The sequence below is a fragment of the Zobellia sp. OII3 genome (assembly GCF_002211465.1).
GTDB lineage: Bacteria > Bacteroidota > Bacteroidia > Flavobacteriales > Flavobacteriaceae > Zobellia > Zobellia galactanivorans.
The window spans coordinates 597,151-623,204 of record NZ_MWRZ01000001.1 but is presented as its reverse complement, the minus strand read 5'-3'; the positions used below and the strand labels follow the sequence as shown (position 1 = coordinate 623,204).

Sequence of the window (26,054 nt, the reverse complement as noted above, 5' to 3'; positions counted from 1 at the left end):
GAGTTATCGTCTGGCTAATATCTAAAATATTATGATTGCTAGGCTCTATAATTTACTCTTTTCGATGAAATACACCCTTCAATTTTGCGTTGTAAGTCAAACCGTACGATAGGCCCGTTATTTGATCTACGGTAGAAATTTTAATTGTTCGGCGAATTTGAAATGCTTGGTACGGTCCTTGTTCAGATGCGACTTAATTCACGGTAAACCGTGATGGATTCCATAATTCTATCCGCTAATTTTGTAAGAAATAGGTTTTTATGAAAATCAACATCCGTTTTTACGTTTTGCTCCTTTTGTTAGGAATCGCTTCTTGTACTTCAAAGAAGGAAGGCGCCCATATGCAATTAGACGATATCAGCAAGTTTCAAGACTATGTTACCCAAGTCTCACATGGAGTTATTTCGGCGCATAGCGATGTTCGCGTGGTACTGACCGAACCTGTAGCGTCTTGGGAGAGCGGAAAGGAGCTTGAACCTGACCTTCTTACCGTGGAACCGAAAGTCAAAGGAAAGATCGTGGCGCTCGATGCACGAACTATTGCCTTTACCCCCAACACCCAATTTGAACAAGACACCGAATACCGTTTTACGCTCGATCTTGAACGTATCAAGAAAGGGCTTCCTGAAGAACTCGAAGAGCTTAATTTTAGCGTAAAAACGTTAAAGCAGCAATTTAATGTTTATACCAACGCCCTTCAGTCTTACTCTTCCTCGTTGCAATATGTAACGGGGCAGCTTCGTATGGCCGATGTTCTTCCTCTGGAAAAAGCAAAACAACTTATAAGCGTAAAACATAATAGTAAGTCCATTCGTGTACGCTTCGACGATGCGGTACAAAAGGGAACCCTGTTCGCCTTCACCATCGATAGTATACAGCGACTTGAAAACGATTCGGAACTTGAGGTAGAGTGGAACGGAGATAAGTTCGATATTGAAAGTAGCGGCAGTAATACCATACGAATACCGGGAAAAAACAACTTTACGGTCTTAGATGCAACCGTAGAAACCGGTGAAAATGCCCGGGTCTTGATCAATTTTTCAGACCCCATAAAAAAAGGACAGAATTTTAAAGGTTTGGTGGTGTTGGAACAGGACGATGATCCCAAATACTCCGTTGACGGCAATACGCTTAGGGTGTATCCTTCCAAAGATATACAGGGTACGGTCAATATCGATGTTTTTGAAGGTATAGAAAGTACGGAGGGCCGTAAACTGAAATCGAAATTTACCGAGCGCGTGGCTTTTGAACGGTTAAAGCCCCAAGTGCGACTGATTTCCAACGGTACCATACTTCCTTCTTCCAATAATCTAAAGATCAATTTTGAAGCGGTAAGCCTGAAATCGATAAAAGTTTCCGTATTTAAGATTTATGAAAATAATGTCTTGCAGTTCCTTCAGGGGAACAATTTAGGGGGGCAGGGCAATTTACGGGCCGTAGCTAGGCCGATTGCACGTAAAAAAATTGTGTTGGACAACGCCGCCGGCCATAGCGAAAAATGGAGAGCCCATGCCATAGACTTAAAAAACTTGATTTCGCCCGAAACGGGTGCCATGTACCGCGTTGAATTCGACTTCGGCCCCGAAGACAGCGCCTATAAATGCGATAGTACCAATTTTGACCTTTCGTCCGATGAAGAGGAAAATTACGATGAGGAAAGCGAGGACAGCTCGTGGGACAATGTAGAGGATTATTATTATAACGATTATTACTACGATTATAACTGGAACGAACGTGATAACCCTTGCGATCGCTCCTATTACTACAATAAGAAGATCGGGACGAATATTTTGGCTTCCGACATAGGCCTTACCGTTAAAAGGGGAACGAATAAAAGTTACTTTGTAGTGGCAACAAATATTCTGGATGCCATGCCTATGGCCGGGGTAAAGGTCACCTTTTACAACTACCAGCAACAAGCCCTTGGACATGTGATTACCGATGCGGAAGGGAAGTCCATTTACGATGCCGATGCCATGGCCTATTTTGCCGTAGCCGAAAGCAACGGTCAAAAAACCTATGTAAAGCTCAATGATGGCAATACGCTATCGGTAAGTAAGTTCAAAGTGGCCGGAGTGCAATTGCAAAAAGGATTGAAAGGCTTCATTTTTGGCGAACGCGGGGTCTGGAGACCGGGCGATGAAATTTACCTATCCTTTATCTTGAACGACAATGCGAACAAGCTTTCCGCGGGGCACCCCGTTAAATTGGAGCTGTTTGACCCCTACCACAAGGTGGTGCACCGGGAGATGAAGACGAGCGGCCTCAATAATTTCTATCAGTTCAATGTCAAGACCGATGCAAACGCGCCTACGGGAAATTGGATGGCCAAAATATCCGTCGGAGGGGCCTCCTTTAGTAAGACACTAAAAATAGAGACGATAAAACCCAATAGGTTAAAAATAAAGACCGATTTTGACGAGGACCTTCTTAAGGGAGACAAACCTATTTCGGTAGACATGTCGGTCAATTGGTTGCACGGCGCCGTGGCCAAAAACCTCAAGGCCGATATTACGGCAAAGTTCAGCCCTGCCTTAACGGAGTTCGATAAGTTTCCTGGCTATGTTTTTGATGATCCTACCCGCAATTTTTCGGTAGAGGATCAGGTCGTCTTTACCGGTAAGGTAGATGAACAAGGTAAAGCCCGGTTTACGATTGCCCCTCAGCTGAAGAGCAAGGCCCCGGGTATGTTAAAGGCTGCTTTTATTACCAAGGTTTATGAAAACGGAGGCGATTTTAGCACCGATGTCTTTACTAAAAAGTACGCGCCTTACAGCACCTACGTAGGTTTGAACGTGCCCAAGGGAGATAAAAGCAGGGGAATGCTGCTTACCGACACCCCGCATAATTTTGAAATCGTTACCGTTGATGAAAACGGAAAAGCCAAAGCGGTCAAGAACCTGAACGTTACGGTGCACAAGGTCAATTGGCGATGGTGGTGGGATACTTCTGCCGATAACCTGTCGAATTTCAGTAGCAGTCAATACCGCGAAAAAGTTTTTGAAAAGACGATAAGCACAGGTTCGAACGGAAAGGCGGAGTTTCAGTTTGAGTTAAAATATCCAGAATGGGGTAGATACCTTGTTTACGTAGAAGACCCGAACGGAGGGCATGCTACCGGAAAAACAGTATATATCGATTGGCCGGGATGGGCCGGAAAATCTAGAAAGACCGACCCTTCGGCCGCAACCATGTTGGTTTTTTCAACCGATAAGGAAACCTACAATGTTGGGGAGTCGGCTACGGTTACCTTTCCGAGTTCCGCCGGTGGCCGGGCCTTGGTTACGGTAGAAAACGGTTCTGAGGTGCTTGAAAGCCTATGGGTAGGGACAACCCAGGGCGAAACCAAGTTTCAGTTGCCGATAGAGGCGGCTTACACGCCTAACATTTATGTGCACATCTCCTTGCTACAACCCCATGCCAGTACGTTGAACGATAGCCCTATTCGATTGTACGGGGTGGTGCCGGTTTCCGTAGAGGATCCCGAAACAAAGCTAAGTCCGGTAATATCAATGCCCGAAGTGCTTAGGCCCGAAGAGACCATCACGGTAAAAGTAGCGGAAAAGAGCAAAAAAGCCATGACCTATAGCATTGCCATTGTCGATGAAGGACTGCTCGACTTAACACGATATCAAACACCGGATCCATGGAATACATTTTATGCGCATGAGGCATTGGGGGTAAAGACCTGGGATGTTTTTGACGAGGTCATAGGTGCGTTCGGGGGCAAGGTCAACCAAGTCTTCGCTATCGGCGGCGACGGGGAACTGGCAGGAGCCAAAAATAAGAAGGCCAACCGCTTTGAGCCCATGGTGGTCCATTTAGGGCCTTTCAGCCTTAAAGAGGGGGAAAGTAAATCGCATCGGATCAAGATTCCGAAATATATAGGTTCGGTACGTACCATGGTCATTGCCGAAAACGAAAAGGCCGAAGCTTATGGTATGGCCGAGAAAACCGTTCCGGTGCGCAAACCTTTAATGGTACTTGCATCTTTGCCCAGAAAGATTACACCAGGTGAAAAAGTGACTTTACCCGTTACGGTTTTTGTTATGGAAGAAAAGGTGAAGAACGTAACCTTAAGGTTGAAGCCCGACCCATCTTTTGTTATTTCGGGGGATGCGCAACAATCGCTTAGCTTTGCCCGGCCCGATGAAAAGATGGCCTATTTTGAACTGAAGGTTGCCGATTTCAAGGGAATAGGAAAAGTAGTGGTGGAAGCTTCCGGAAACGGGGAAAAAGCCTCTTTTGAGATTCCTATCGATGTGGTCAATCCGAACCCGGTAACATCCGACAAGCAAGAAGTAGTGCTGGAAGCGAATTCCTCAAAAAACATTTCCTTGGAAACCTTTGGCATATCTGGAAGCAATTCGGCCCAGATAGAATTTTCTACCCTACCGCCAATGGACTTCAACGGGCGTATGCAATACTTGATACGATACCCACATGGATGTGTCGAACAAGTTACTTCGGCCGCATTTCCGCAACTCTATCTGAACGATATTTTTGATTTGGACGGAAACAAAAAGAAAAGGATTCAACAGAATATCGTACGTGCGGTAAAAACTCTGGGAGGCTATCAAAATGCCACGGGCGGTTTCTCTTATTGGCCCGGTCAGAATTATTCTAACGATTGGGGCACAAGTTATGCCGGCCACTTTTTACTGGAGGCCGAAAAGAAAGGCTATGTTCTTCCCTTGGGTTTTAAATCGAGTTGGCTTCCCTATCAGCAGAACAAGGCCAAACAATGGCGTTCGGGTTCGGGTGCGAGTGCCTTGGCGCAGGCCTATCGCTTATATACCTTGGCCTTGTCGGGTAATGCCGATGTGGCCAGTATGAATCGATTGCGAGAGAAAAACGGCCTGTCGAACGATGCGAAGTTTCGTCTTGCGGCAGCCTATGCCCTTATCGGACAGCATAGTGTGGCCGAAAATATTCTAAAAATGGCCCAAACCAATTTTAACGACCATAAAGGGAATACCTACGGTTCTGAAGATAGAAATCGCGCTATGGCCCTAGAAACCTACGTGCTCTTAGACGAAAAGACAAAATCACATAGCCTTGCCGATGATTTGGCCAAGCGGCTTTCGTCGAATCAATGGATGAGCACCCAAACTACGGCATACAGTTTGATCGCCATGGCCAAATTTGCAAAAATGGTGGGCGGTAAAGGTATAAAAGCGAGCTTGACGGTCAACGGAAAACAGGAAGATGTGAGTACTTCCAAAAGCTTGGCCAATCGTGAAATCGCCATTAAAAAAGGAAGCAACCAGCTCATCCTTGAAAATAAGGAATCGAATACCTTGTTCGTAAGCCTTGTCAACCAAGGGGTACTGCCGGTAGGTGAAGAGAAGGCTATCCAAAGAAACCTAGGGGCGCGGCTAACGTTCAAAGGGAGAAACGGCAATGTTTTAGATGTATCGCAAATAACCCAAGGAACTGATTTTGTTGCGGAGGTGAGCTTGACCAATACTACGGGGCAGGCAATCAAAAACATGGCGCTTACCGAAATATTTCCGAGTGGATGGGAAATTGTAAACACCCGCTTTACCGATTTTGGCGACTTTGCCGATAACCAAGTCACCTATACCGATATTAGGGATGACCGAAGTAACTTCTACTTTGATATGGAAGCCAATGAAACCAAAACGTTCAGGGTACTTTTGAACGCCTCGTATTTAGGACGTTATTATTTGCCCGGTATACAGGCCGAAGCCATGTACGACAACGATTATGTAGTGCGAACCCAAGGTCGATGGGTAGAGGTGGTGCAATAAAAGTACCTTCTGAAATTCAACAACAAAAAAAGACCTTCCAGAAGGTCTTTTTTTGTTTAGGTGCCGTAGTTAGGGGGCTATTTCTTTTTGTATTTCTTTTTATATGTTCCATTTCCTTCATCAAAGGTAAGGGTCAGGATGTCACCTGAAATACTGAATTTGGCAACAGTAATATCTGGGTTGTTTTCGGTACCATAGTCCAATCGTACCTTGCTGTCGAATTGATAGGTCCAAGAGCCCGAGGAATGGGTGCCTTCTATGCACTCATCGCCTGCTGTACTGGCAAAGTGGTATTCATAATCAAAAACATTACCGTTTTTAAAGCGAAGCAGGTCCATACGCGCACATTCATCGGCGGGTTCTTCGCCATTGTCATCGGCATAGGCAATATATGACCAAGTACCCAAAATGTCGCCATCACCTCCGGAGTCATCTTTTTTACATGAAGTAAACATACAGCCTAGGGCCATGGCGAATAGTAAAATCGGTTTTTTCATCTTGTTTCCGTTTGGTGAGGCCTTAAAACGGACCAATTTTTGGGAAATTATATATGAAGACGTCTTTTAGGGGAAATACAGGGTTTTATGGGTGAAGTCGAAATGAAAAATCGATGTCTTGCACACTGTCTAGCCCTAGGCCACATTTGTATTTTTATATTTGAGAGAGGTCATTTAGGCTTCCCAAGTGTTGGAAAAGGTAGCGGAAGGTCAAAAAAATGTTTAATAGCCCGTAATGTATCTCGCATATTTGGGCATGATTTTCTTAAGCAATAAGGCCAAGAACATACTGCCAAATATGAGGGCGGTCCATACCAAGAAATAGGTAGCCCAGGGGTGCGGAATCGGAATTTGGAATTTTGCCTTTAAAACCGTGAATAATTGCAGTACATAACCATGAAGAAAATAGATGGCAAAACTTGTGGAGGCCAATATTGACAATAATTTGTTTTGATTGTTTTCAAAGCGATGTAAGAAAAGCATAAAGAAAACACACAGTATTGACTTTTGAAGTAATATAAGGTCGATGCCATCATATTCAAACGCGTGTTTTTGATAGTTGTCGTACCTGCCGAGCGATGCCTGTAATGCCGCAATCGAGAGAACGATTGTCAGGAGTAATAGTTCTTTGTTTTTGAGGCTTTTGTAAATAAAGGTTTTGTTCTGTGAACAGAGGATGCCCAATAGATAGGGGGGCGTAAAGTATACCACGGACTGAAGTACGTTAAGTTCGTCTACCGGTCTGTGTATGAGAAGTGCGATTACAAATAATAGAAAGAGTATTGAAAGCTGATAGGTCGGTTTCAGTTCAATAAATTTGATATGGATGGGATACATTATAAATAAACAAACGGCAAAGGGAATGTACCAATAGGCTACCAAGTGTGCACCCGTTATGTAATAGAGGATTGTAGGAATGAGGTATCCGTTTACAAAACCGTCTGATCCTAAAGGGAAATATTGGCCCCAGAAGTTGGGTTCTAGCTGTAATTTGAGGAAGATGGGGACAATCGATAAAATGGTATAGGGAATTAAAAGGCGTCTTAGTTTTTGTGTCAAAAATTGCCTGGTTTTTTCCCTGAGATAAAAAACGTGATGAAACAAAAAGCCTGAAATAAAAATAAAATTTATGGTGCTTCCTGCGGTAAGATTGGCAAATAGGGCTTCCGGGAAGGTGTCGATTTTAATCTCTGAAATAGAATAGCAATGTGCCGAGACAATAAGCAAAATAGAAATCCCCCTATAAATATTGATTGAGTTTAAGTACATAGAAAAGTCGATTGTGGGGGGAGCACATCATGGGTATTGAAAATTCGGTTTTAGATAACTACACTTTCGATTTCTTCGGTTTCTTCCTTTGGTTCAATGGGGCTATCTTCCTTTAAAACCTTCGAAAATACGAAAGCCCCAATTTCTTTAATGGGTCCGTATAATACCGATTCTTGCATGGTCTCATCTTTTACGACCCCGGCAGAATTGTTGACGCGTTCAAAGAATATAAGCAAGGCCCCCAATATCACGGCCACTTTAACCACGCCAAAAATGCCTCCAGCAACTTTGTTAAGTAGTCCTAACATGGCAAAGTTGGCAATTTTGGTCAAGAACTTGCCGGCCAGTTGTACTGCCAATACGATTACGATAAAAGTAATGACAAAGGCGGCAATAGTAATGTACCGTTCGTTCCAATCCATGTTTTGTGAAAGGTAGTCGCCGGCGTAATATGAAAAATGAATGGCGCCATAAATTCCCGCAATTAAGGCGACAATAGAGGCAAGTTCCACAAAAAGCCCGTTTTTTAAGCCTTTCCAAAGGCCGTATAAAAGCAGTAATCCTAAAATAATATCCAAGAAACTCATAAGGGTAGTCTTTACACAAAAGTAGTGTTTTGATTCGTACCTTTGTGGACTACAGCGCAGTAAACAAAAAACGCGAGAATAGATGTCTAGAGATGAAGAATTAAAAGGAAGATGGAGTGCATTGGTAGAGAAGTTGTCGGCCCAGTTCGCCGATGGTGACCCCTTAGAGCTCGATGCCATTATCTATTTGGTTGGCGTACAGGAATTAGGACAGTACCATCGAAAATACAGGAAAGACGACAAATTAGACCTGATGCACATTGCCATCTGTCGTTTGTTGGAGCCCTATGGCTATTATGAATTCGATTATTTTGATGAGGAAGGATGGCCTCACTACCATGTCAAGGAAGAATTGCCGCCTTTGAAAGCGGGGGAACAGGCCGTATTGATGAAGGAAGCCGTTGTCGGCTATTTTCTAGAGAAGGAATACATTGTTTGATGCCTTCGAAAATACGTCCTATAGGCGACTTGTCTTTAGGGGTGCATAAGGGAAGTAAAGGTTTCAAAAGATAGGCCTTCTGTTAGTTTGATGGCGCAAGTACGATTTTAAGAGATGAAAGGTTTGATCCAGTTTTTTAAGAGACACCCCATAAAACTTACCTTGTTGTTTGTGGCTGTGGTGGCATATTACTTTTGTCTTCCCCGGAACCTCTTTGATGCACCAACGGCCACAGTAGTGGAAAGCAGGCAAGGAAGCTTGTTGGGCGCCCGCATTGCCGACGATGGCCAGTGGCGTTTTCCTGTTGCCGATAGTGTTCCGGAGAAGTTTGAGCAATGTATTTTGCAGTTTGAAGATGCCCATTTTTATGAGCACTTTGGCTTCAATCCGATTTCAATGCTAGAGGCCCTACGGGAGAATGTTGCCCGAGGAAAGGTAGTGAGGGGCGGTAGTACGCTCACCCAACAGGTCGTACGTCTGTCAAGGGGCCAAAAAAAGCGTTCGTATTTTGAAAAGCTTATCGAGTTGGTATTGGCTACCCGCCTAGAAATACGGGAGTCAAAACGGAACATTTTAAAACTCTACTGTGGGCATGCGCCTTTTGGGGGCAACGTTGTAGGACTTGAAATGGCGGCGTGGCGGTATTTCGGACTCAGGCCTTATCAGTTGTCTTGGGCGGAAAGCGCAACATTGGCGGTGCTTCCTAACGCCCCAGGCCTTATTTATCCGGGAAGGAATCAAGATCGACTTTTAAAAAAACGCAATCGGCTGCTGAAAAAGCTGTTTGACAATATGATCATTGATCGAGTTACTTACGACCTTTCCTTACTTGAACCACTTCCTGCCAAACCTTTTTCCTTGCCCGATAAGGCTCCGCACCTAGTGCAGTATATGTCAAAAATCAATAAGGGAAAACGTATGGTAAGCAGTGTTGATGAAAAATTGCAACAGCATGTGAACGCCATCGTTAAAAAACACCATGCCAACCTCAAGCAAAATCAAGTGCACAATGCTGCGGTAATGGTAGTCGATGTACACACACGTAAGGTTTTGTCATATGTGGGGAATACGCCTACCGATGCTGAGCATCAAAAAGATGTCGATATGGTACGGGCCAACCGCAGTACCGGAAGTGTACTCAAACCATTGTTGTATGCGGCTATGTTAGATGCAGGAGAGCTATTGCCCGATATGTTGGTGGCCGATGTGCCTACCCAAATAGCGGGGTATACCCCTGAGAATTTCAGTGAAAATTATAGTGGGGCGGTCGCGGCCAAAAAAGCGTTGGCACGTTCGTTGAATATACCTGCGGTGCGACTTCTACAAGCGTACGGATTGGAAAAGTTTAGAGACCAACTCGATGTTTTTAAGCTAAGGGGTATAACAAAATCTGCCGACCATTACGGACTTACCCTTATTTTGGGAGGGGCCGAAAGCAATCTGTGGGATCTTTGTAAAACCTATGCGAACTTGGCCGGAACCCTTAACCATTTTAATGCCACATCGAGCGAATATTACACCGGGGAGTTTACCGATTTGGACTTAAAAACCGACGCAACGGTCGATTATGGAAAAAAATCCCTTGAAAAAACGGTTTTCGATGCCGCAAGCATTTACCTCACTTTTGAAGCTATGAAGGAGGTAAACAGGCCCGAGGGCGATGAATCTTGGCAGTTCTTCGATAGTAGCAAGGAAATTGCCTGGAAAACCGGAACGAGTTTCGGTAACAAAGATGCATGGGCCATAGGTGTTACTACCGACCATGTGGTCGGTGTGTGGGTCGGGAATGCCGATGGCGAAGGACGGCCCAACGTAAGCGGTGTTTCAAGTGCCGCTCCACTTATGTTCGATGTTTTTGATGTCTTGCCCCGTAGCCAGTGGTTTCAAAAACCCTTCGACGAGTTTACCGAAATCAACGTATGCGCCGAGAGCGGTTATTTGGCAACCGACCTTTGTCAAGTAAAGCGGATATCTATTCCTAATAAGGAGAATTATGTAAGTTCTTGTCCGTATCATCAAATGGTCCACTTAAATGTCCAACGGCAATTTCAGGTCAACTCTTCATGTGCCGACGTGTCGAATATCGTCTCGGAACCATGGTTTGTGTTGCCTCCCTTAATGGCCTATTATTACCGCTCGGCAAATCCATCGTATCGCGAGCTACCTCCTTTTCAGGCCAATTGTCGCAATGACGGCGACCCGCCCATGCAGTTTATCTACCCAAAAAACGGAAGTCGTATCACGCTCGCCACGAATTTTGAGGGGAAGACGAACGAATTGGTCGTAAAATTGGCCCATATAAAAGCGGGCGCCGATGTTTATTGGTATCTCGATGAAACTTTTGTGGGGCAGACCCATACCTTTCATGAAATCGCCCTATTACCCAAGGAAGGCCGTCACAAGATTATGGCCCTAGACGGTTTTGGTAATGAAGTTTTCGTTACCATTACCATTGAATAAAATTCCTACTTTGTAGTTGCGTAATATTCGAGTATATTTATATATCTTTGCTGTGCTACACTATGCTACTATTGTGTGGTTTTGGCTTTAAAACTTTCGCAAATGAAATACATTATATCTCTAGACCAAGGTACCACCAGTTCTCGCGCATTGCTTGTAGACCAAGAAGGCAAGATTCAGGGCATGGTGCAGAAAGAATTCAAACAGATCTTTCCAAAGTCGGGTTGGGTAGAACACGACCCCAAAGAAATTCTTGAAACCCAATTAGGGGTGTTAAAAGAATTGTTGAAGAACGAAGGTGTTGCCGCAAGTGACATTTTGGCCATTGGGATTACCAATCAGCGTGAGACCACAATGGTATGGGACAAAACTACGGGCGAGCCCGTTTATAACGCTATTGTTTGGCAAGATAAACGTACGGCAGATATTTGTGAGCATTTAAAAAAGAGTGGATTATCAGAGCACGTTGGGCAGACTACCGGACTTGTAATTGATTCTTATTTTTCCGGAACCAAGGTAAAGTGGATTTTAGATAATTTAGAAGGGGCACGTGCAAAAGCCGAAAATGGTGATTTGTTAATGGGTACTGTAGATACTTGGTTGGTATGGAATATGACCAATGGTGCAAACCATGTTACAGATTATACCAATGCATCACGTACCATGATTTACGATATCGTAAACCTAAAATGGGACGATAAGATGCTCAGGGCCCTTGGCATTCCAAAATTGATGCTTCCCGAAGTAAAACCATCGGCACATCATTTCGGTGATTATGAAATCGATGGGGTTAAAATTCCGATTGCCGGTATTGCCGGTGATCAACAGGCCGCTTTGTTCGGACAGGCCTGTTTCAATAAGGGGACGGCAAAAAACACCTATGGAACCGGTTGTTTTATGTTGATGAATACAGGGGAAAAACCTCAATTTTCCAAAAACGGACTCCTTACTACCATTGCTTACGGATTGGATGGAAAAGTGAACTATGCACTTGAAGGAAGCATATTTATTGCAGGTGCAGCCATTCAGTGGCTTCGCGACGGATTGGAAATTATTAAAGATGCCAAGGAAACAGAAGCGCTTGCCGATTCCGTTGAAGGTGAAAACCCGGTTTATGTGGTTCCCGCTTTTGCAGGTTTGGGAGCGCCCTATTGGGATATGTACGCCAGGGGAGCGGTATTTGGATTGACCAGGGATACGGGTAAGGCACATTTGGCCAAGGCTACTTTAGAATCATTGGCTTACCAGACCAAAGATATTTTAAAAGCGATGGAAGATGATTCTGGAATTCAGTTGAAAAACCTTCGTGTAGATGGTGGTGCTTGTGCCAATAACCATTTAATGCAATTTCAGGCCGATATATTAGATTCTGAGGTTCACCGCCCAGAGGTAATAGAGTCTACAGCTATGGGTGCCGCGTTTTTGGCAGGTATTCAAGTGGGGCTGTGGAAACAAGAAGATGTGGATCAAAATAGACCTATGAACAGAATCTTTAAGCCTACCTTTGACCGCGTAAAACGGAAACGTCTTTACAAAAAATGGAAGCAGGCCGTAGAGCGAACCAAAGGATGGGAAGAACAATAAAAGAAAGACACAGCAGTATAATACCGCAATACAGTAAAAGAATATTATGAAAAATATTAGGTTTTCAAATTTGGATAGGGCAAAAACGATTGCCGAGCTTACCTCCAGCACCTACGATCTTGTCGTTATCGGTGGAGGTATTACAGGCGGGGGGATTGCCCTTGATGCCGCCTCACGTGGACTCAAAGTGGCCTTGGTCGAAAAAGGGGATTTTGCCTCCGGAACCAGTAGTAAATCGACCAAATTGATACATGGCGGACTGCGATATTTAAAGCAATTCGATTTTTGGCTGGTAAAGGAAGTCGGATCTGAACGTGCCATCGTCCATAAACTGGCACCACATTTGGTCCTTCCCGAAAAAATGTTGCTTCCCCTTATTGAAAATGGTTCATACGGTAAGTGGCTGACTTCAATCGGTCTGAAGGTATACGACATTTTGGCCCAGGTAACCGGTGACGATAAGCGTCAAATGCTTGAGAAAAAAGAAGCTTTGAAGCTTGAGCCTTTGCTTCCAAAGAAAATATTGAAAGGCGCCGGCTATTATGCCGAATACCGTACCGATGATGCGCGATTGACCATTGAGAATATCAAGTCGAGCCTATTGTTCGGGGCACAGGCCTTAAACTATGCCGCGGTTGAGGATTTTATTTACGAGGATGGAAAAGTAGCGGGGGTTCAAGTAAAAGACGGGGTCTCAGGGGCTACTTTCAATATTAAATCGAAATACGTGATCAGTGCTGCGGGCCCATGGGTCGATGAATTGCGAAGTACCAATAACTCTAAAAAAGGAAAGCAATTACATCTGACCAAAGGGGTGCATTTGGTCTTTCCTAAAAAGAAATTACCGATAAAGCAATCCGTTTATTTTGATGTGCCCGACGGTAGAATGATGTTTGCAATACCGCGCGGTAAAGTGACCTATATCGGTACTACCGATACCAATTACAATAAGGACAAGGATAACGTTCGCACAGACTTGGCCGATGCCATCTATCTCATATCCGCAGTGAACAACATGTTTCCCGATATCAATCTGGAAATGGACGATATTATATCATCGTGGGCAGGTCTGCGTCCCTTGATCCATGAAGAGGGAAAATCGGCTTCCGAACTTTCTAGAAAAGATGAAATATTCACTTCCGATACAGGCCTGATAAGTATTGCCGGAGGTAAGCTTACCGGGTATAGGAAAATGGCGGAAAGGGTCGTTGATCGCATAGCCAAAAGAATGGAAGAAGAAGAGGGTACCGAACTAAAAGAGTGTTATACCGAGAAGATATTTCTTTGTGGCAACGTAGATTTTAAAAAGTTCAAGCATGTTGAAAAATACATCAGTGAAGTTTACGGCCGTATCAAAGGGGATGGTTTTACCAAACACGATGCTTGGTTCTTGGTTACCACCTATGGAAAGCAGACCGAAATGATTCTAGAAAATTACGACGGTTTTAGCGATACCGATAAATACGTACGTTTGGCAAAGGCCGAACTGCGTTTCTGCATCGACTATGAAATGGTGCAGAATCCCATGGATTTTTTCATTAGAAGAACGGGCCGACTGTACTTTGACATTGATAGCGTGAGAACGCTAATGGAGCCTATTCTGGAAGAATTTAAATCCATTTTTGCCGTAACCGATGAACAACTGGTCTCATGGCGAAAGATTTTGGAAAACGAATTAGACGAGCATTCTAATTTTTCCCTAGATCGTGGATAACCTATTTGGGTAATTTTAAAAATAAGTTGAGTTGGAAATCGGGCCGTAGTTGTAAACTGCGGCCCGATTCTTTTTTACCTTTATCTGGTATGGTTAATCTAATTTATCGGTAAGGCCCTTGAAGACTTTACTGGCACTTTTTCCTTCGTAGAGAACGGCGTATACGGCATCGATAATCGGGGTTTTGACCTTCTTCTTGAAGCTCGATTTCAGTTTGTAGGCACTGGCCGTGGCATAATAGCCCTCGGCTACCATACGCATCTCCATTTGGGCGCTTTTTACGGTGTATCCCTTGCCGATCATATTACCGAACATGCGGTTACGGCTAAAGGTAGAATAACCGGTTACTAACAGGTCTCCCAAATAAGCCGACTCGTTGATGTTGCGGTCTATTTTGTGTATGCGCTTGGTAAAGCGTTTCATCTCACGAATGGCATTGCTCATGAGTACGCTCTGAAAATTGTCGCCGTAACCAAGGCCATGGGCTATACCGGCTGCTATGGCATAGATGTTCTTTAGCATGGCCGCATATTCCGTACCGATGATATCATTGGTGGTCTTGGTCTTGATGTAGCTACTGCTCAGGTTTTTGGCTACAAATTTGGCTTTTTTCGTATCTGCACAGGCTATGGTCAGGTACGATAGACGTTCTAGGGCAACCTCTTCGGCATGGCAAGGCCCGGCAATAACGCCAATGTTCTCAAAGGGTATTCCGTATTTTTTGTGAAAATGCTCGCCCACGATCAATCCTGTTTCGGGTACAATGCCTTTGATGGCCGAAAACACGATTTTATCTTTTAGCGAACCTTTGATTTTTTGCAACTCGCCCTCAAGAAAAGCCGAAGGTATGGCAAATATGAGAATGTCAGAATTGCTGACCGCCTTGTTGATGTCGTCGGTAAGCTCAAGTTTATCGGTGTCAAATGTTACCGATGTTAGATAATTGGGGTTGTGTTTTTGAATGTTGATAAAACCTACGGCATCTGAATTTCGCATGTACCAACCCACTTTTTCTTGGTTCACACAAAGCATTTTTACAATGGCCGTAGCCCAGCTTCCGCCGCCTAATACTGTAAATTTTTTGGTCATGGTGCTATGATAAATGACTTAGTTACTATGGTATGGTTGGTTGTGGGTATTGGGGTTTCACTAGGTACAAAACTAGTTAATTTAAAAATTGAAACCTTAAGTGCTGATTAACAGTTTGTTAAAAAACTTGGCACGGTGATTGATTTTTGAAGTGTGAACTATAATACCAAGATTATGAAAGCAAAACTACTTTTGACCTCCGTACTTATGGGCGTTTTAATGACGTCATGCTACACTGAAGTTATCGTTGAAGATGAATATATAGATGAACCCGTATACAATACAAGTCAAGTGCTACACGCATATGACCTGTGGTATGTTGATATAAACGCTACTAGGGGAAATGGGGAAGTACCTTTTTTACAACGGGCGTTTACGATTTCCTTTGATAGGGGGACCTTGTACGCTAACAATAATATTGTAGGGATAGGAAAGACCGGAAACGGTTTTGGAATCGATGTAGGTTTTTACGATACGGTACGTGGTGCCGTGGAAATCGATCACGATGTAGATGGACAATGGTTTTTAGATGTGTTTGCCGTAAACGGTAATACCATAGAACTCTATGATGCACGCTCCGATACTTCGTATTTTTTAAAGGGATATCAGGTGGGTAACTTTGATTATGACATGGTGTTCTATGATAACATCAACTATTTCTTACAAGAATATGATGCTTGGGAAAAGACATATACAAGTCTTGAAGGTGCCTTGAACGAATTTGACAACGAGAACTTTTTACAGTTTAATCCGGGCTATTTTAGATCGTCGATCGATGCCCCTGGAACACGCTTGGTAGACCTTCAGTGGGATTTTGAAGGGAATTACTCGGTGTATGACATAGAAAACGATGAAACGCTCAAAACTTTAACACTGGACTACCGTTTATCGAGCAATGATTATTTTGAATTGTACGTTATTAATGATAGTACTATCGAGCTGTATCACCCCCGTAGCAAAACGGTTTACGAATTTAGGGGAAGAGGCTATCAACAGTACTTAAAAGCCGGAAAAGGCGCAGTTGAAAAAAAGAGAAAAAAGACTTCCAATCCCATTATGAAGGTGAAAAGAAGTAGAGATATATAAACGTTTTTTGGTTGGTTATTTAGTTAGGAATCGCCCTGGGCAGCAATGCTTGGGGCGGTTCTTTTTTTATAGGATCGGTTTTTCTGTTATATTTCTTACGGGCTATTCTTTGTAAGGAAATAAGCTTAAATAGTAATATTTTGATGTTCAGATATTTATAGTTGTAATTTCTTCAAATGCATTTAATCCCCTAGTCTATGGCTTATAGGGTATTTTGGTGTATTTTTGCCCGCTCAAAATCCTACTGTCGTGAAGAAGTATTTCAATTTATTCGATTTTAAGCAAAAGGTAGATTACAAGACCGAGATTCTATCGGGTCTTACCGTGGCCTTGGCCTTGGTTCCAGAGGCCATTGCATTCGCCCTTATTCCGGGGTTTTCTCCGTTAACGGGTTTATATGCGGCCTTTATTCTTTGTTTGGTAACTTCTATTCTCGGAGGTCGTCCTGGTATGATTTCCGGAGCCACGGGCGCAGTAGCCGTAATTTTTGTCGGATTGATTTTAGAGTTGAAACGCACGTTTCCGGGTATTGAGCCCGAAACCATATTGAACTATGTTTTTGCTACCGTCATCATTGCGGGAGTACTACAGATTCTGGCCGGTGTACTAAGGTTGGGTAAATTCATTCGCTTGGTGCCGCATCCGGTAATGTTTGGATTTGTTAATGGTTTGGCCATTATCATTTTTATGGCACAGTTTCCTAACTTCTATCAAAAGGGTACGGATCAATTGTTGACCGGGCCATCTATGTATATTATGCTAGGACTTACGTTGTTGACCATGGTTATCATTTGGGGTTTTCCAAAGTTGACCAAGGCCATCCCCTCTTCATTGTTGGCCATTGTTGTAGTCTCTGCAATAGTTATCGGTTTTGGCGTTGACACCCTTACCGTGGCCGATACCATGGGTGAAGGAGAAACGATCAAAGGTGGTTTTCCCCCGTTGTCCATTCCCCAATTGCCAATGACGCTTAAAACACTTAGTATAATTTTCCCTTACGCCGCCATTGTTGCAGGTGTTGGCTTGATTGAAAGTTTGTTAACCTTGAATATTATCGATGAAATTACGGATACCAGGGGTAGCGGAAACAAAGAATGCGTTGCCCAAGGAACGGCCAACATCCTTTCCGGTTTCTTGTCAGGAATGGGCGGTTGCGCTATGATCGGTCAGAGTTTGATCAATACCTCTTCAGGAGCTAGGGCACGTTTGTCAGGTATTACTGCAGCGATTATGCTATTGGTTTTTATCATGTTTGGCTCTAGTCTTATCGAACAGTTGCCTATGGCCGCATTGGTCGGGTTAATGTTTATGGTGGCCATCGGTACTTTTGAATGGGCGAGCTTTAAGACTTTTGGAAAGATGCCAAAGTCCGATGTAGTGGTTATGGTCTTGGTAACCTTGATTACCGCCATTACCCACAACTTGGCCATTGCCGTTCTATTAGGTGTGATTATCTCTGCATTGGCCTACTCTTGGGAAAATGCCAAGCGTATTCGGGCTAGGAAATATACCGATGAAAACGGAGTAAAGCACTATGAAATATACGGCCCCTTATTCTTTGGCTCAACGACCTTATTTTCTGAGAAATTCGATATCGCGAACGACCCCAAGGAAGTGGTTATAGACTTCAAGGAAAGCCGTGTGGCCGATATGTCGGGTATAGAGGCCTTGAATAAGATTACGGAGCGTTATGCCAAAGCCGGTAAAAAGGTACACCTTCGCCACCTAAGCAAAGATTGTATCCGTCTATTGGCGAACGCCGAAGATATTATCGACGTTAACGTTATGGAGGATCCTACCTACAAGGTTGCCGTTGACAAGCCTGAGATCGAAATCTAATATTTAGAGCGGCCGTGATCTATATGATACGTTGGTGTTTATTCGCCTCCGTAAAGTTTATATACTTCAGAGCCTGCACTTAAGAAAGCCCCTGTTCCGTATACTTCGGTTTTATCGGGCCAAGCTTTTCCTGGGGCTGCGCCAATAGGTTGCACATAGCCTAGCATACCGTCTTTTGTTACATGGCTTACCATGGCGTTCCAGCCTTTTTTTACGGCCGGTTCGTAAGTCTTTTTGTCCAGTATCCCATTGTTGATACCCCATGCCAGGCCGTACACGTAAAAAGATGATCCGCTTGTTTCTGGGGTAGGGTAAAACTCTTGTCCCAACAGGCTCATGGCCCAATGCCCTTCGGAAGTCTGTATCGCAATTAATTTTTCGGCCATTTTTTTATAGATGTCCAAGAAATAGGCGTAGGCTTCACTCTGTGGGTCAAGTTCGTTCATGATATTGACAAGACCGGCAAATACCCAGCCGTTTCCTCTAGACCAAAATACTTTAGTGCCATTGTCCAATTTGTCGAAGTATCGTTCGTCACGGTAATATAGGCTCTCTTCCTTATCAAAAAGAAAATCGGTGGAAGCCTTAAACTCGGAAAGCATGAAATCTAGGTATTTTTCTTCGCCCGTAACCTTATACAATTTAGCCCATACAGGGGGAGACATAAAAAGGGCATCACACCAGTTCCAACGGTCTTGGTGGTATGGGGTAGCCCAATTTAAGACACTTTGTGAGGGGTGGTACATTAAAAAATTGAATTGCTCTTTGGTAGGGGCAATCATTTTTTCGTCTTTGTATTTTCGATACAGCTCAATATACATTTGACCAACCGTATGGTCGTCTGCGTGGTATTTTCTTCTGTACAATTGCCAGGCGTTTTCTTCACCTATCTTCTTTAGCCATTCGTAATAACTATCGTTGTCTGCCATAGCGGCCCATTTGACCATGCCTACATAGAGTGCGCCATTGGTCCAGTCCAATGGGTGATGTGGCTTCTTATGGTCGCTGTACAATCCGTCAAAGTGGTCAATTTGCCAATCGGCAACACGTTGCATGGTTTCCTTTACTTTCTTTGGCTTTATCTTTTGGGAAAAAGACGTGCCCGTACACGAAAAAATAATAATGGTAGTAAAAAAATGGCGTAGTAGTTTCAATGTAAATGTTTTTTTGGATGGGTTAAGAACCTCTAATATATTCAAAAAAAGTATGCCGTTACCCTAAGATAGAAGGATAACGGCATAATAATATAAAAAATGTCGACCTTAAAGGGTGCGCAAGTATTCCGCAACCGCTCTTGTATCTTCGTCAGAAAGATTTTGGTTCAACATTATGGCGTTGTTGTATTCTTTTAGAAGTGCTTTAGCAATCGGGTCTTCTTTCAACATTTTATCAGGGTTGGCGATCATGTTCATAACCCAAGCCGGACTCCTTCTTTCGTAAACACCTTTTAGTGCTGGGCCTATCAAACGTTTATCGACCATGTGACAAGCCGTACAAACCGCTTTGAACTTGGCTTCACCGGCAGTGGCCAACTCGGCATTGATATCGGCATCAAAGGAAATATCTTTATACGGGCCTACACCTTGGTTGTCCATGTCTACCGGAACACCTTCGGATTTAGCTTCTACCGCTTTGGTTTCGGTTTTGGTACGGTTCATTTCAAAACCACCCTTTTTTTCTTCTTTTTTTTCTTCGCCACAACTGGCTAGTAGTGCACCTAGTGCCAATACGCTTAATAATTTTTTCATTTTATGCCTTATTTCAATATTCAAGCCTTTATTGTGGCTTTTTGTTTGCGGCACTAATATAGCGAATCACTAAATTTAAACCATGTCTTGCACAAATTTAATTGCTGTTTTTTCGGAGTAATAAAAGTTTGAAGAGCTTACGAAGCCCACATGACCCCCATAATCGGGAAGGTTTAAATACAGATGCCGATTTTTGTTGGCTTCGGTCACCGGATAACATTCCTCGCCCAAAAAAGAATCGTTTTTGGCATTGATGATTAAGGTAGGGATTTTTATGTCGGGCAAGAACTGTCTGCAACTGCATTGTTGGTAATAATCAATGGCGTTTTTAAAACCGTGTGCCCTGCTCGTATAGATGTCGTCAAAGTCTTTTAAGGTTTTAATATTCGTGATATCCTCCATTGATATGTTATTGGGAAACATCTTTTGTTTGGGATATAATTTTTCGACCAAATGTTTTTTGAAACGTTTGGCATAGAGGTAGTTGTTGGGCGATAGGAGCGCTCTGAGCGAGCTGTAAAGGTCACAGGGAACCGACACACCGATTACCGCTTTTAGCTCAGGGGGCAAGTCCCTTGCTTCTCCGGCATATTTTAGGGCCATATTTCCGCCCAGACTAACGCCTTTTATATAAATTTCAGAATAGTTTTTGTTTTTTACGATATGTTGAACAACGGCGTCGAGGTCTTCGGTGGCACCGGAATGGTACGAACGAAACAAGCGGTTGGTTTCACCGCTGCATCCCCTGAAATTTACGGCGCATGCATCGATACCATCTGCATTAAAGGCTTTGGCGCTTCCTGTGATATAGGGGCGTTGGGCATTGCCTTCTAGGCCGTGCAATAGTATCACCACTTTTTCTGAGGCAATTTTGGCATAGCTCCAGTCCAAATCCATAAAATCCCCATCGTCAAGCTCAATGCGTTCTCGGGTTTGCTGTACTCCTTTTATGCGTCTAAAAAGACCGGAATATACTGTAGAGAGATGTCCGTTCTTAAATATAAAGGGGGGATTGTAATGTGAGGTAACTAAAGGCATTTTGGCAAGATATATAAAATGATATTAAGGAAAACGGCCGTGTGAAACTTTATTGTAAATTTAAGCATGTCAAAAATAGCCCAAAAATGTGGTCATTTAAATCAGATCACGGAAGTAAAACAGGCAAAGGCACAGGAATGTGCCAAATGTGTGGAAACCGGAGATAGTTGGGTTCATTTACGTACCTGTCAATCTTGCGGCGTTACACTTTGTTGTGACAGTTCACCCAATCGACACGCCAGCAAGCACGCCCATTCAAGTGGGCACCCCGTAATAAGTAGTGCAGAACCTAACGAAAGATGGCTTTGGTGCTATGAAGATGAACAAATCGCTAGATATTAAATTATGAATGATCCCAGATTTCCGCAATTGCCCCAAAGCCATGTCAATATTTTAAAGGGATATGGGAATATTGAACACTATAACGAAGAAGCGGTAGTATTCGATTTAGGCCAACTGAGGTATGATTTCTTCGTTGTACTCGAAGGAGAAATTGCCATACTCAACCCTAACAATGAAAAAAAAGTAATAGTTGTACATGGTAAGAACGAGTTTTCGGGAGATAGTGGAATGTTATCTGATCGCGGAGCGCAGTTTAGGGCCGTTGCCAAAGCGGGTTCGGAGCTTCTTAGGGTGAGTCCCTATAAATTAAAAGAGGCCATAGCCAAACATAGTAATCTAAGTGATTTGCTGCTTAATGCTTTTTTGCAGCGTCAAGATACCATTTTGAACGAGTACGTAGGAGGTATCAAGTTGGTAGGGTCGGGCAACTCAAAAGAGGCCTACGCCATTCGCGATTTTATGGATAAGAACTATATCTGGTATAACTTTTTAGATGTAGATCAAACTTCGGAAGCCAATGATTTGCTCAAAAATTTTGACCTTTCCGAAAAGGATCTGCCTCTTATGATCTGCAACGGAGGCCAGCTTCATATGAAACCTTCCTTAGATGAAGTGGCCCGTTTTTCTGGGGTGTTAATGGATTTTGAAGACAAGATATTCGACCTGTTGGTCATCGGCGCAGGTCCATCGGGCTTGGCGGCCAGTGTCTATGCGGCTTCTGAAGGATTAAGTGTCGTTACCATAGATAGCAATGCCCCGGGAGGCCAGGCCGGAAAGAGCTCTAAAATCGAGAATTATTTGGGATTTCCTACGGGAATATCGGGGCGTGACCTTGCGAATCGGGCCTATGTACAGGCCCAGAAGTTCGGTTGTAATATTTCCATTCCCCATAGGGCGGAAAAAATAGAGCATACGGGCAACCATTTTGTGCTTTCGGCCACTAACGGAAAAGTAATAAAGGCAAAGTCGTTAATGGCGGCTACGGGAGCCAATTATCGGCAATTACCTATTGATACCATTCAAAAATACGAAGGTAGCGGGGTGTATTATTCCGCTACGGGGATGAATGCATCGGCTTGCAAAAGTGAATTGGTAGGCGTTGTGGGAGGAGGAAATTCGGCTGGTCAGGCTGCATTGTTTCTTGCCGATTATGCCAAAGAGGTACATGTGGTATTACGGGGAGGTGACCTCGGGGCGAAAATGAGCGATTATCTCGTACAGCGCATTGAGGCGGCACCTAATATTTACGTGCAATTGAACGCCCAAGTAACCGAATTGAAAGGAGATCATCATTTGGAATCGCTTGTATTGCGTAAAAAGGATGGCCAGGAAACCGAAATGAACATTACCAACCTGTTTACCTTTATAGGGGCCAAACCATGTACCGAATGGTTGGAGGGCATTGTGGCCACCGATGAAAAAGGTTTTGTTTGTACAGGGCCGGGAATTAATGAAGAAGACCTGTATATGTGCGATATCTACAGCCAACGGAAACCACAGTCCCTAGAGACTAGTATACCGGGTTTTTTCGCGGTGGGCGATGTGCGCAAGGGTTCTGTAAAGCGGGTTGCTTCCGCGGTAGGCGAAGGGTCGATGGCGGTAAGTCAAGTCCATCGGTTTTTGGCCGATTTGAGGGCTAGGGAATCGGCAGGTGTAAAAGCCTGGTCAATAAAATAAGGGACCGCCGAGAGAGTTGATTCCACGAGGGTCCCTTGCAAACTTTTAATTGGTTTTACTTCGGATATTTTTCCAATACCTTTATTTGTTCTTCAATGGCCGATTTGAATTCGCTTTTTAGTTGGGAAATCAACTCTGAAACCGGAAGCGTATTGTCGATCAAGGCCGAACCTTGACCTGCCGACCAAATGGTCTTCCATGCTTTGGCCTCGGTATCGAGCTCTTTCCCAAAATCGATTTTCCTGTCCTTTTTAAGGTCTTCCTCGGTCAGTCCCGCCGCTTTTAGGCTTGCCCCTAGAAAATTGGCATGAACCCCTGAAATGGCAGCCGTATAGACTACGTCATTCGCTCCGGCATCAATGATCATCTTTTTGTATTCGGGAGATGCCTTGCTTTCTTCGGTATTGATAAAGCGCGTGCCCATATAGGCCAAGTCGGCGCCCATTTGTAGTGCAGAGGCAATATCGCGCCCCGTACTGATACATCCTGAAAGAATGATGGTCTTGTGAAAAAATTTCTTTATTTCGGAAACCAATGGCATTGGGTTGGTCGTACCTGCATGCCCGCCTGCACCTGCGGCAACTAGGATCAAGCCATCGACCCCAGCTTCCTGGGCCTTTTCCGCATGACGTTTTTTGATGATATCGTGAAATACGAGTCCGCCATAACTATGAATGGCATCAACCACCTTGGAGACCGCCCCAAGAGAGGTGATGACCAGGGGGACTTTATGTTTTATGCAGAGTCTTACATCGGCCTCGAGCCTTGGGTTGGTCGGGTGTACAATAAGGTTTACGCCATAGGGCGCTGGCTTCTTACCGGTTTCTTTTTCAAAATTTTCAAGTTCGGTTTTGATCTCGATAAGCCACTCTTCAAAACCCTCGCTAGTGCGCTGGTTAAGGGCGGGAAATGTTCCGACAATACCGTTTTTACAACATTCTACAACCAGTTTTGGGCTTGATATCAAAAACATGGGGGCTGCAATGGCTGGCAGCGCCAATTCGTCTATAAATGAAGGTTTAGCACTCATATGTATCGGTATTAGATAGAATTAAATTAGCAGTAAACTTTAAGGCTAGAAATTCCTTTGTTTTTCAAAACTATGGTATTTTTGCTATTCTTATGCATGCATAAGAAATTAATTCGCAAAATATGTATCTAAAAGAGTTTGAAATTCGCTGGAGCGATGTTGACGCAAACCGGCATTTGGCCAATTCTGCTTATCTGAATTTTATGAGCCACACACGGATGAGTTATTTGACCGAAATCGGTTTTAGCCATCGAACACTATTGGAGAGAGAGATCGGTCCGGTGGTTTTTTACGAACATATGTACTACTTCAAAGAGGCTTTTCCCGGTAAGCCCGTAAAGGTTTCCATGGAAATTATGGGAATGAGCGAAGATGCACAGTTCTTTGAATTCCATCATAATTTTTACGATTATAAGGGAAGGAATTTTGCCCATTGTGAAATGATGGGTGCCTGGATTGACCTGAAGACCCGTAAGCTCACCGGTTTGACCAACGATTTGTTGGAAAAATTCAGTGCTATTGAAAAGGCCGAAGGGTTTAAGGTATTGACCAAAGAGGATACTAGAAGGTTCGCTAAGGCTCCAAGGGATTTGGTTTAGGTTTTTTACTGGCCAAGTATACGCCTAAAAATACCAAGCAACCAGCGAGTATTTTAAGTGTGGTAAGTTTGTCCTGCCCTGTGGCCACTGCAAAGAGGATGCCTATTAAGGGTTGAATGTATACAAAGGCACTTAGGGTAGAGGCTTTCAACTGGGTCAAGGCAAAAATGTTGAATAGATAGGTGCAAAATGTAGTTCCTAAAACTACAAATGCAATTTTCCACAAGGCTTCAAAAGGTAGGTTGGGCCAGTCTATGGCCATAAGTTCATGATATCCGAACGGAAGACAGATAAATATGCCGATGGTAAAAAGCCATTTCATAAAGGTAAAGGGGTGGTACTTGGCAATTAAGGTTTTTGCTCCGATCAGGTATGAACCGTAGAATACCGAATTCATAAAAATCAGAAAATTTCCCAAGGGAATATTGGGGGCGTCCGCTCTTAGTTCCGTTCCGAAAAAGATAAGTCCAAGTGCGCCTAAAAGGCCTATCAAGATACCTATCATTTTTTGGGGTATGATTTTTTCCTTGATCAAAACCGCCGAGAGCAATACCACTATAATCGGTGTGGTGGTGATTAAGACAGCGCTATTGATAGGGGTAGATAAAGAAAGGCCCTTGAAGAACACCAGCATATTGAGGCCCATGCCCAAAAGCGCGCAGATGAACATTCTCGGATAATCCTTTTTTTCAATCTTTTCCTTGGGGCCAAAGAAGGAAACGCTCCAAAACAATATCGATGCGCCAATGACCCGCAACATGATAAACCCAAAGGGCTGTACATGGTTCGGCATTACCCCTTTGGCAATCGTATGGTTCAAGGCGTAGATTATGGTTGCGCCGATGGCGGCCAATATGGCTAGTGTGCGCCGGCTCAATGGTGTAAGGCGACTTTGGCTTCTTCAACTGTTTTTTTGCTGTTCCCCACAAAAATTTGCCCGTCTACAATGATGACCGGCCGTTTCAGAAAAGTATAGTGCTTTAGGATCAAATCTTTCAACTCGCTTTCCGAAGGCTGCTTTTCGTGTAGTCCCAGTTGTCGGTAAAGGCGGGCGCGTTTGCTGAACAAGGCTTCGTAGCTTCCGGCAAGTGCTTGCATTTGTTCTACCTGTTCGGGCGTCATGGCCTCCGTTTTGATATCTTGAAGGGCAATGCCATCTAAGGGCGCTAATTCCTTGAGTATTCTTTTACAGGTGTCACAGGTGGAGAGGTAGTAAATCTTTTTCATTCTTCTTAACATAAATTCACTTTGCAAAGAAACCCAATTCAGTTCAATTGTACTA

The 26,054-nt window shown here is 43.8% G+C and carries 20 protein-coding genes; 10 read left to right on the top strand and 10 right to left on the bottom strand.

The features are described 5' to 3' along the window. Positions 1–260: 260 nt before the first annotated feature. On the top strand, positions 261–5,774 hold the full coding sequence (locus B4Q04_RS02580) for an alpha-2-macroglobulin family protein (protein WP_088695914.1): 5,514 nt from the start codon (positions 261–263) through the stop codon (positions 5,772–5,774). A gap of 77 nt (positions 5,775–5,851) precedes the next feature. On the opposite strand, the gene B4Q04_RS02575 is transcribed toward B4Q04_RS02580, so the two are convergent. The 3 genes from B4Q04_RS02575 to B4Q04_RS02565 all read right to left on the bottom strand — a co-directional run bounded on the left by B4Q04_RS02575 (position 5,852) and on the right by B4Q04_RS02565 (position 8,127). After that, positions 5,852–6,271, bottom strand: a complete 420-nt coding sequence (locus B4Q04_RS02575; RefSeq protein WP_088695913.1) for a lipocalin family protein — start codon at positions 6,269–6,271, stop codon at positions 5,852–5,854. Positions 6,272–6,493: 222 nt separating this feature from the next. Then, on the bottom strand, positions 6,494–7,540 hold the full coding sequence (locus B4Q04_RS02570; protein WP_088695912.1) for an acyltransferase family protein: 1,047 nt from the start codon (positions 7,538–7,540) through the stop codon (positions 6,494–6,496). 50 nt (positions 7,541–7,590) lie between these two features. Next, positions 7,591–8,127, bottom strand: a complete 537-nt coding sequence (locus tag B4Q04_RS02565; protein WP_088695911.1) for a CvpA family protein — start codon at positions 8,125–8,127, stop codon at positions 7,591–7,593. 82 nt (positions 8,128–8,209) lie between these two features. Here B4Q04_RS02565 and B4Q04_RS02560 point away from each other — a divergent pair, with 82 nt between their 5' ends. The 4 genes from B4Q04_RS02560 (at position 8,210) to B4Q04_RS02545 (ending at position 14,324) form a co-directional block, all read left to right on the top strand. After that, a complete protein-coding gene (locus B4Q04_RS02560; RefSeq protein ID WP_013992836.1) occupies positions 8,210–8,566 on the top strand; it encodes a hypothetical protein in 357 nt (118 codons plus the stop codon). 114 nt (positions 8,567–8,680) lie between these two features. After that, positions 8,681–11,026 carry a penicillin-binding protein 1C gene (gene pbpC / locus B4Q04_RS02555; RefSeq protein ID WP_088695910.1) on the top strand — a complete coding sequence of 782 codons (2,346 nt, stop codon included), beginning with the start codon at positions 8,681–8,683 and terminating at the stop codon, positions 11,024–11,026. Positions 11,027–11,128: 102 nt separating this feature from the next. Beyond that, positions 11,129–12,610, top strand: a complete 1,482-nt coding sequence (gene glpK, locus B4Q04_RS02550; protein WP_088695909.1) for a glycerol kinase GlpK — start codon at positions 11,129–11,131, stop codon at positions 12,608–12,610. Positions 12,611–12,656: 46 nt separating this feature from the next. Then, entirely contained in the window at positions 12,657–14,324 is a 1,668-nt protein-coding gene (locus B4Q04_RS02545; RefSeq protein WP_088695908.1) for a glycerol-3-phosphate dehydrogenase/oxidase, read from the top strand. A gap of 93 nt (positions 14,325–14,417) precedes the next feature. Here B4Q04_RS02545 and B4Q04_RS02540 read toward each other — a convergent pair whose 3' ends face one another. After that, positions 14,418–15,413, bottom strand: coding sequence for an NAD(P)H-dependent glycerol-3-phosphate dehydrogenase (locus B4Q04_RS02540; RefSeq protein WP_013992832.1), 996 nt, complete (start codon positions 15,411–15,413; stop codon positions 14,418–14,420). Positions 15,414–15,587: 174 nt separating this feature from the next. On the opposite strand from B4Q04_RS02540, the gene B4Q04_RS02535 reads away from it, so the two are divergent. Both B4Q04_RS02535 and B4Q04_RS02530 read left to right on the top strand, forming a co-directional pair. After that, positions 15,588–16,499: a hypothetical protein gene (locus tag B4Q04_RS02535; protein WP_013992831.1), complete on the top strand. Its 912-nt coding sequence runs from the start codon at positions 15,588–15,590 to the stop codon at positions 16,497–16,499. Between the two features lie 249 nt (positions 16,500–16,748). After that, positions 16,749–18,338, top strand: coding sequence for a SulP family inorganic anion transporter (locus B4Q04_RS02530; protein ID WP_013992830.1), 1,590 nt, complete (start codon positions 16,749–16,751; stop codon positions 18,336–18,338). A 38-nt stretch (positions 18,339–18,376) separates the two neighbouring features. Here B4Q04_RS02530 and B4Q04_RS02525 read toward each other — a convergent pair whose 3' ends face one another. The 3 genes from B4Q04_RS02525 to B4Q04_RS02515 form a co-directional block, all read right to left on the bottom strand. Further along, complete coding sequence (locus tag B4Q04_RS02525; protein ID WP_201723371.1) at positions 18,377–19,492, bottom strand: glycoside hydrolase family 105 protein; 1,116 nt, start codon at positions 19,490–19,492, stop codon at positions 18,377–18,379. 108 nt (positions 19,493–19,600) lie between these two features. Then, entirely contained in the window at positions 19,601–20,086 is a 486-nt protein-coding gene (locus B4Q04_RS02520) for a c-type cytochrome (protein ID WP_013992828.1), read from the bottom strand. 75 nt (positions 20,087–20,161) lie between these two features. Then, positions 20,162–21,124 carry a YheT family hydrolase gene (locus B4Q04_RS02515; RefSeq protein ID WP_088695906.1) on the bottom strand — a complete coding sequence of 321 codons (963 nt, stop codon included), beginning with the start codon at positions 21,122–21,124 and terminating at the stop codon, positions 20,162–20,164. Positions 21,125–21,190: 66 nt separating this feature from the next. Between B4Q04_RS02515 and B4Q04_RS02510 the strand changes: the two genes are divergently transcribed. Beyond that, positions 21,191–21,466 carry a UBP-type zinc finger domain-containing protein gene (locus B4Q04_RS02510; RefSeq protein ID WP_088695905.1) on the top strand — a complete coding sequence of 92 codons (276 nt, stop codon included), beginning with the start codon at positions 21,191–21,193 and terminating at the stop codon, positions 21,464–21,466. Positions 21,467–21,469: 3 nt separating this feature from the next. Next, positions 21,470–23,143, top strand: a complete 1,674-nt coding sequence (locus B4Q04_RS02505) for an FAD-dependent oxidoreductase (protein WP_088695904.1) — start codon at positions 21,470–21,472, stop codon at positions 23,141–23,143. Positions 23,144–23,198: 55 nt separating this feature from the next. Here B4Q04_RS02505 and B4Q04_RS02500 read toward each other — a convergent pair whose 3' ends face one another. Continuing rightward, complete coding sequence (locus tag B4Q04_RS02500) at positions 23,199–24,173, bottom strand: NAD(P)H-dependent flavin oxidoreductase (RefSeq protein ID WP_013992825.1); 975 nt, start codon at positions 24,171–24,173, stop codon at positions 23,199–23,201. A gap of 122 nt (positions 24,174–24,295) precedes the next feature. Here B4Q04_RS02500 and B4Q04_RS02495 point away from each other — a divergent pair, with 122 nt between their 5' ends. Next, positions 24,296–24,772, top strand: coding sequence for an acyl-CoA thioesterase (locus tag B4Q04_RS02495; RefSeq protein ID WP_013992824.1), 477 nt, complete (start codon positions 24,296–24,298; stop codon positions 24,770–24,772). Here the strand turns inward: B4Q04_RS02495 and B4Q04_RS02490 are convergent. Beyond that, a complete protein-coding gene (locus B4Q04_RS02490; protein ID WP_013992823.1) occupies positions 24,747–25,649 on the bottom strand; it encodes a DMT family transporter in 903 nt (300 codons plus the stop codon). The genes B4Q04_RS02495 and B4Q04_RS02490 overlap by 26 nt on opposite strands. Further along, the gene (locus B4Q04_RS02485) at positions 25,646–25,999 is read right to left on the bottom strand and encodes an arsenate reductase family protein (protein ID WP_046287388.1); all 354 of its coding nucleotides are present in this window, start codon (positions 25,997–25,999) and stop codon (positions 25,646–25,648) included. Before B4Q04_RS02485 ends, B4Q04_RS02490 begins: the two co-directional genes overlap by 4 nt. Positions 26,000–26,054 lie beyond the last annotated feature (55 nt).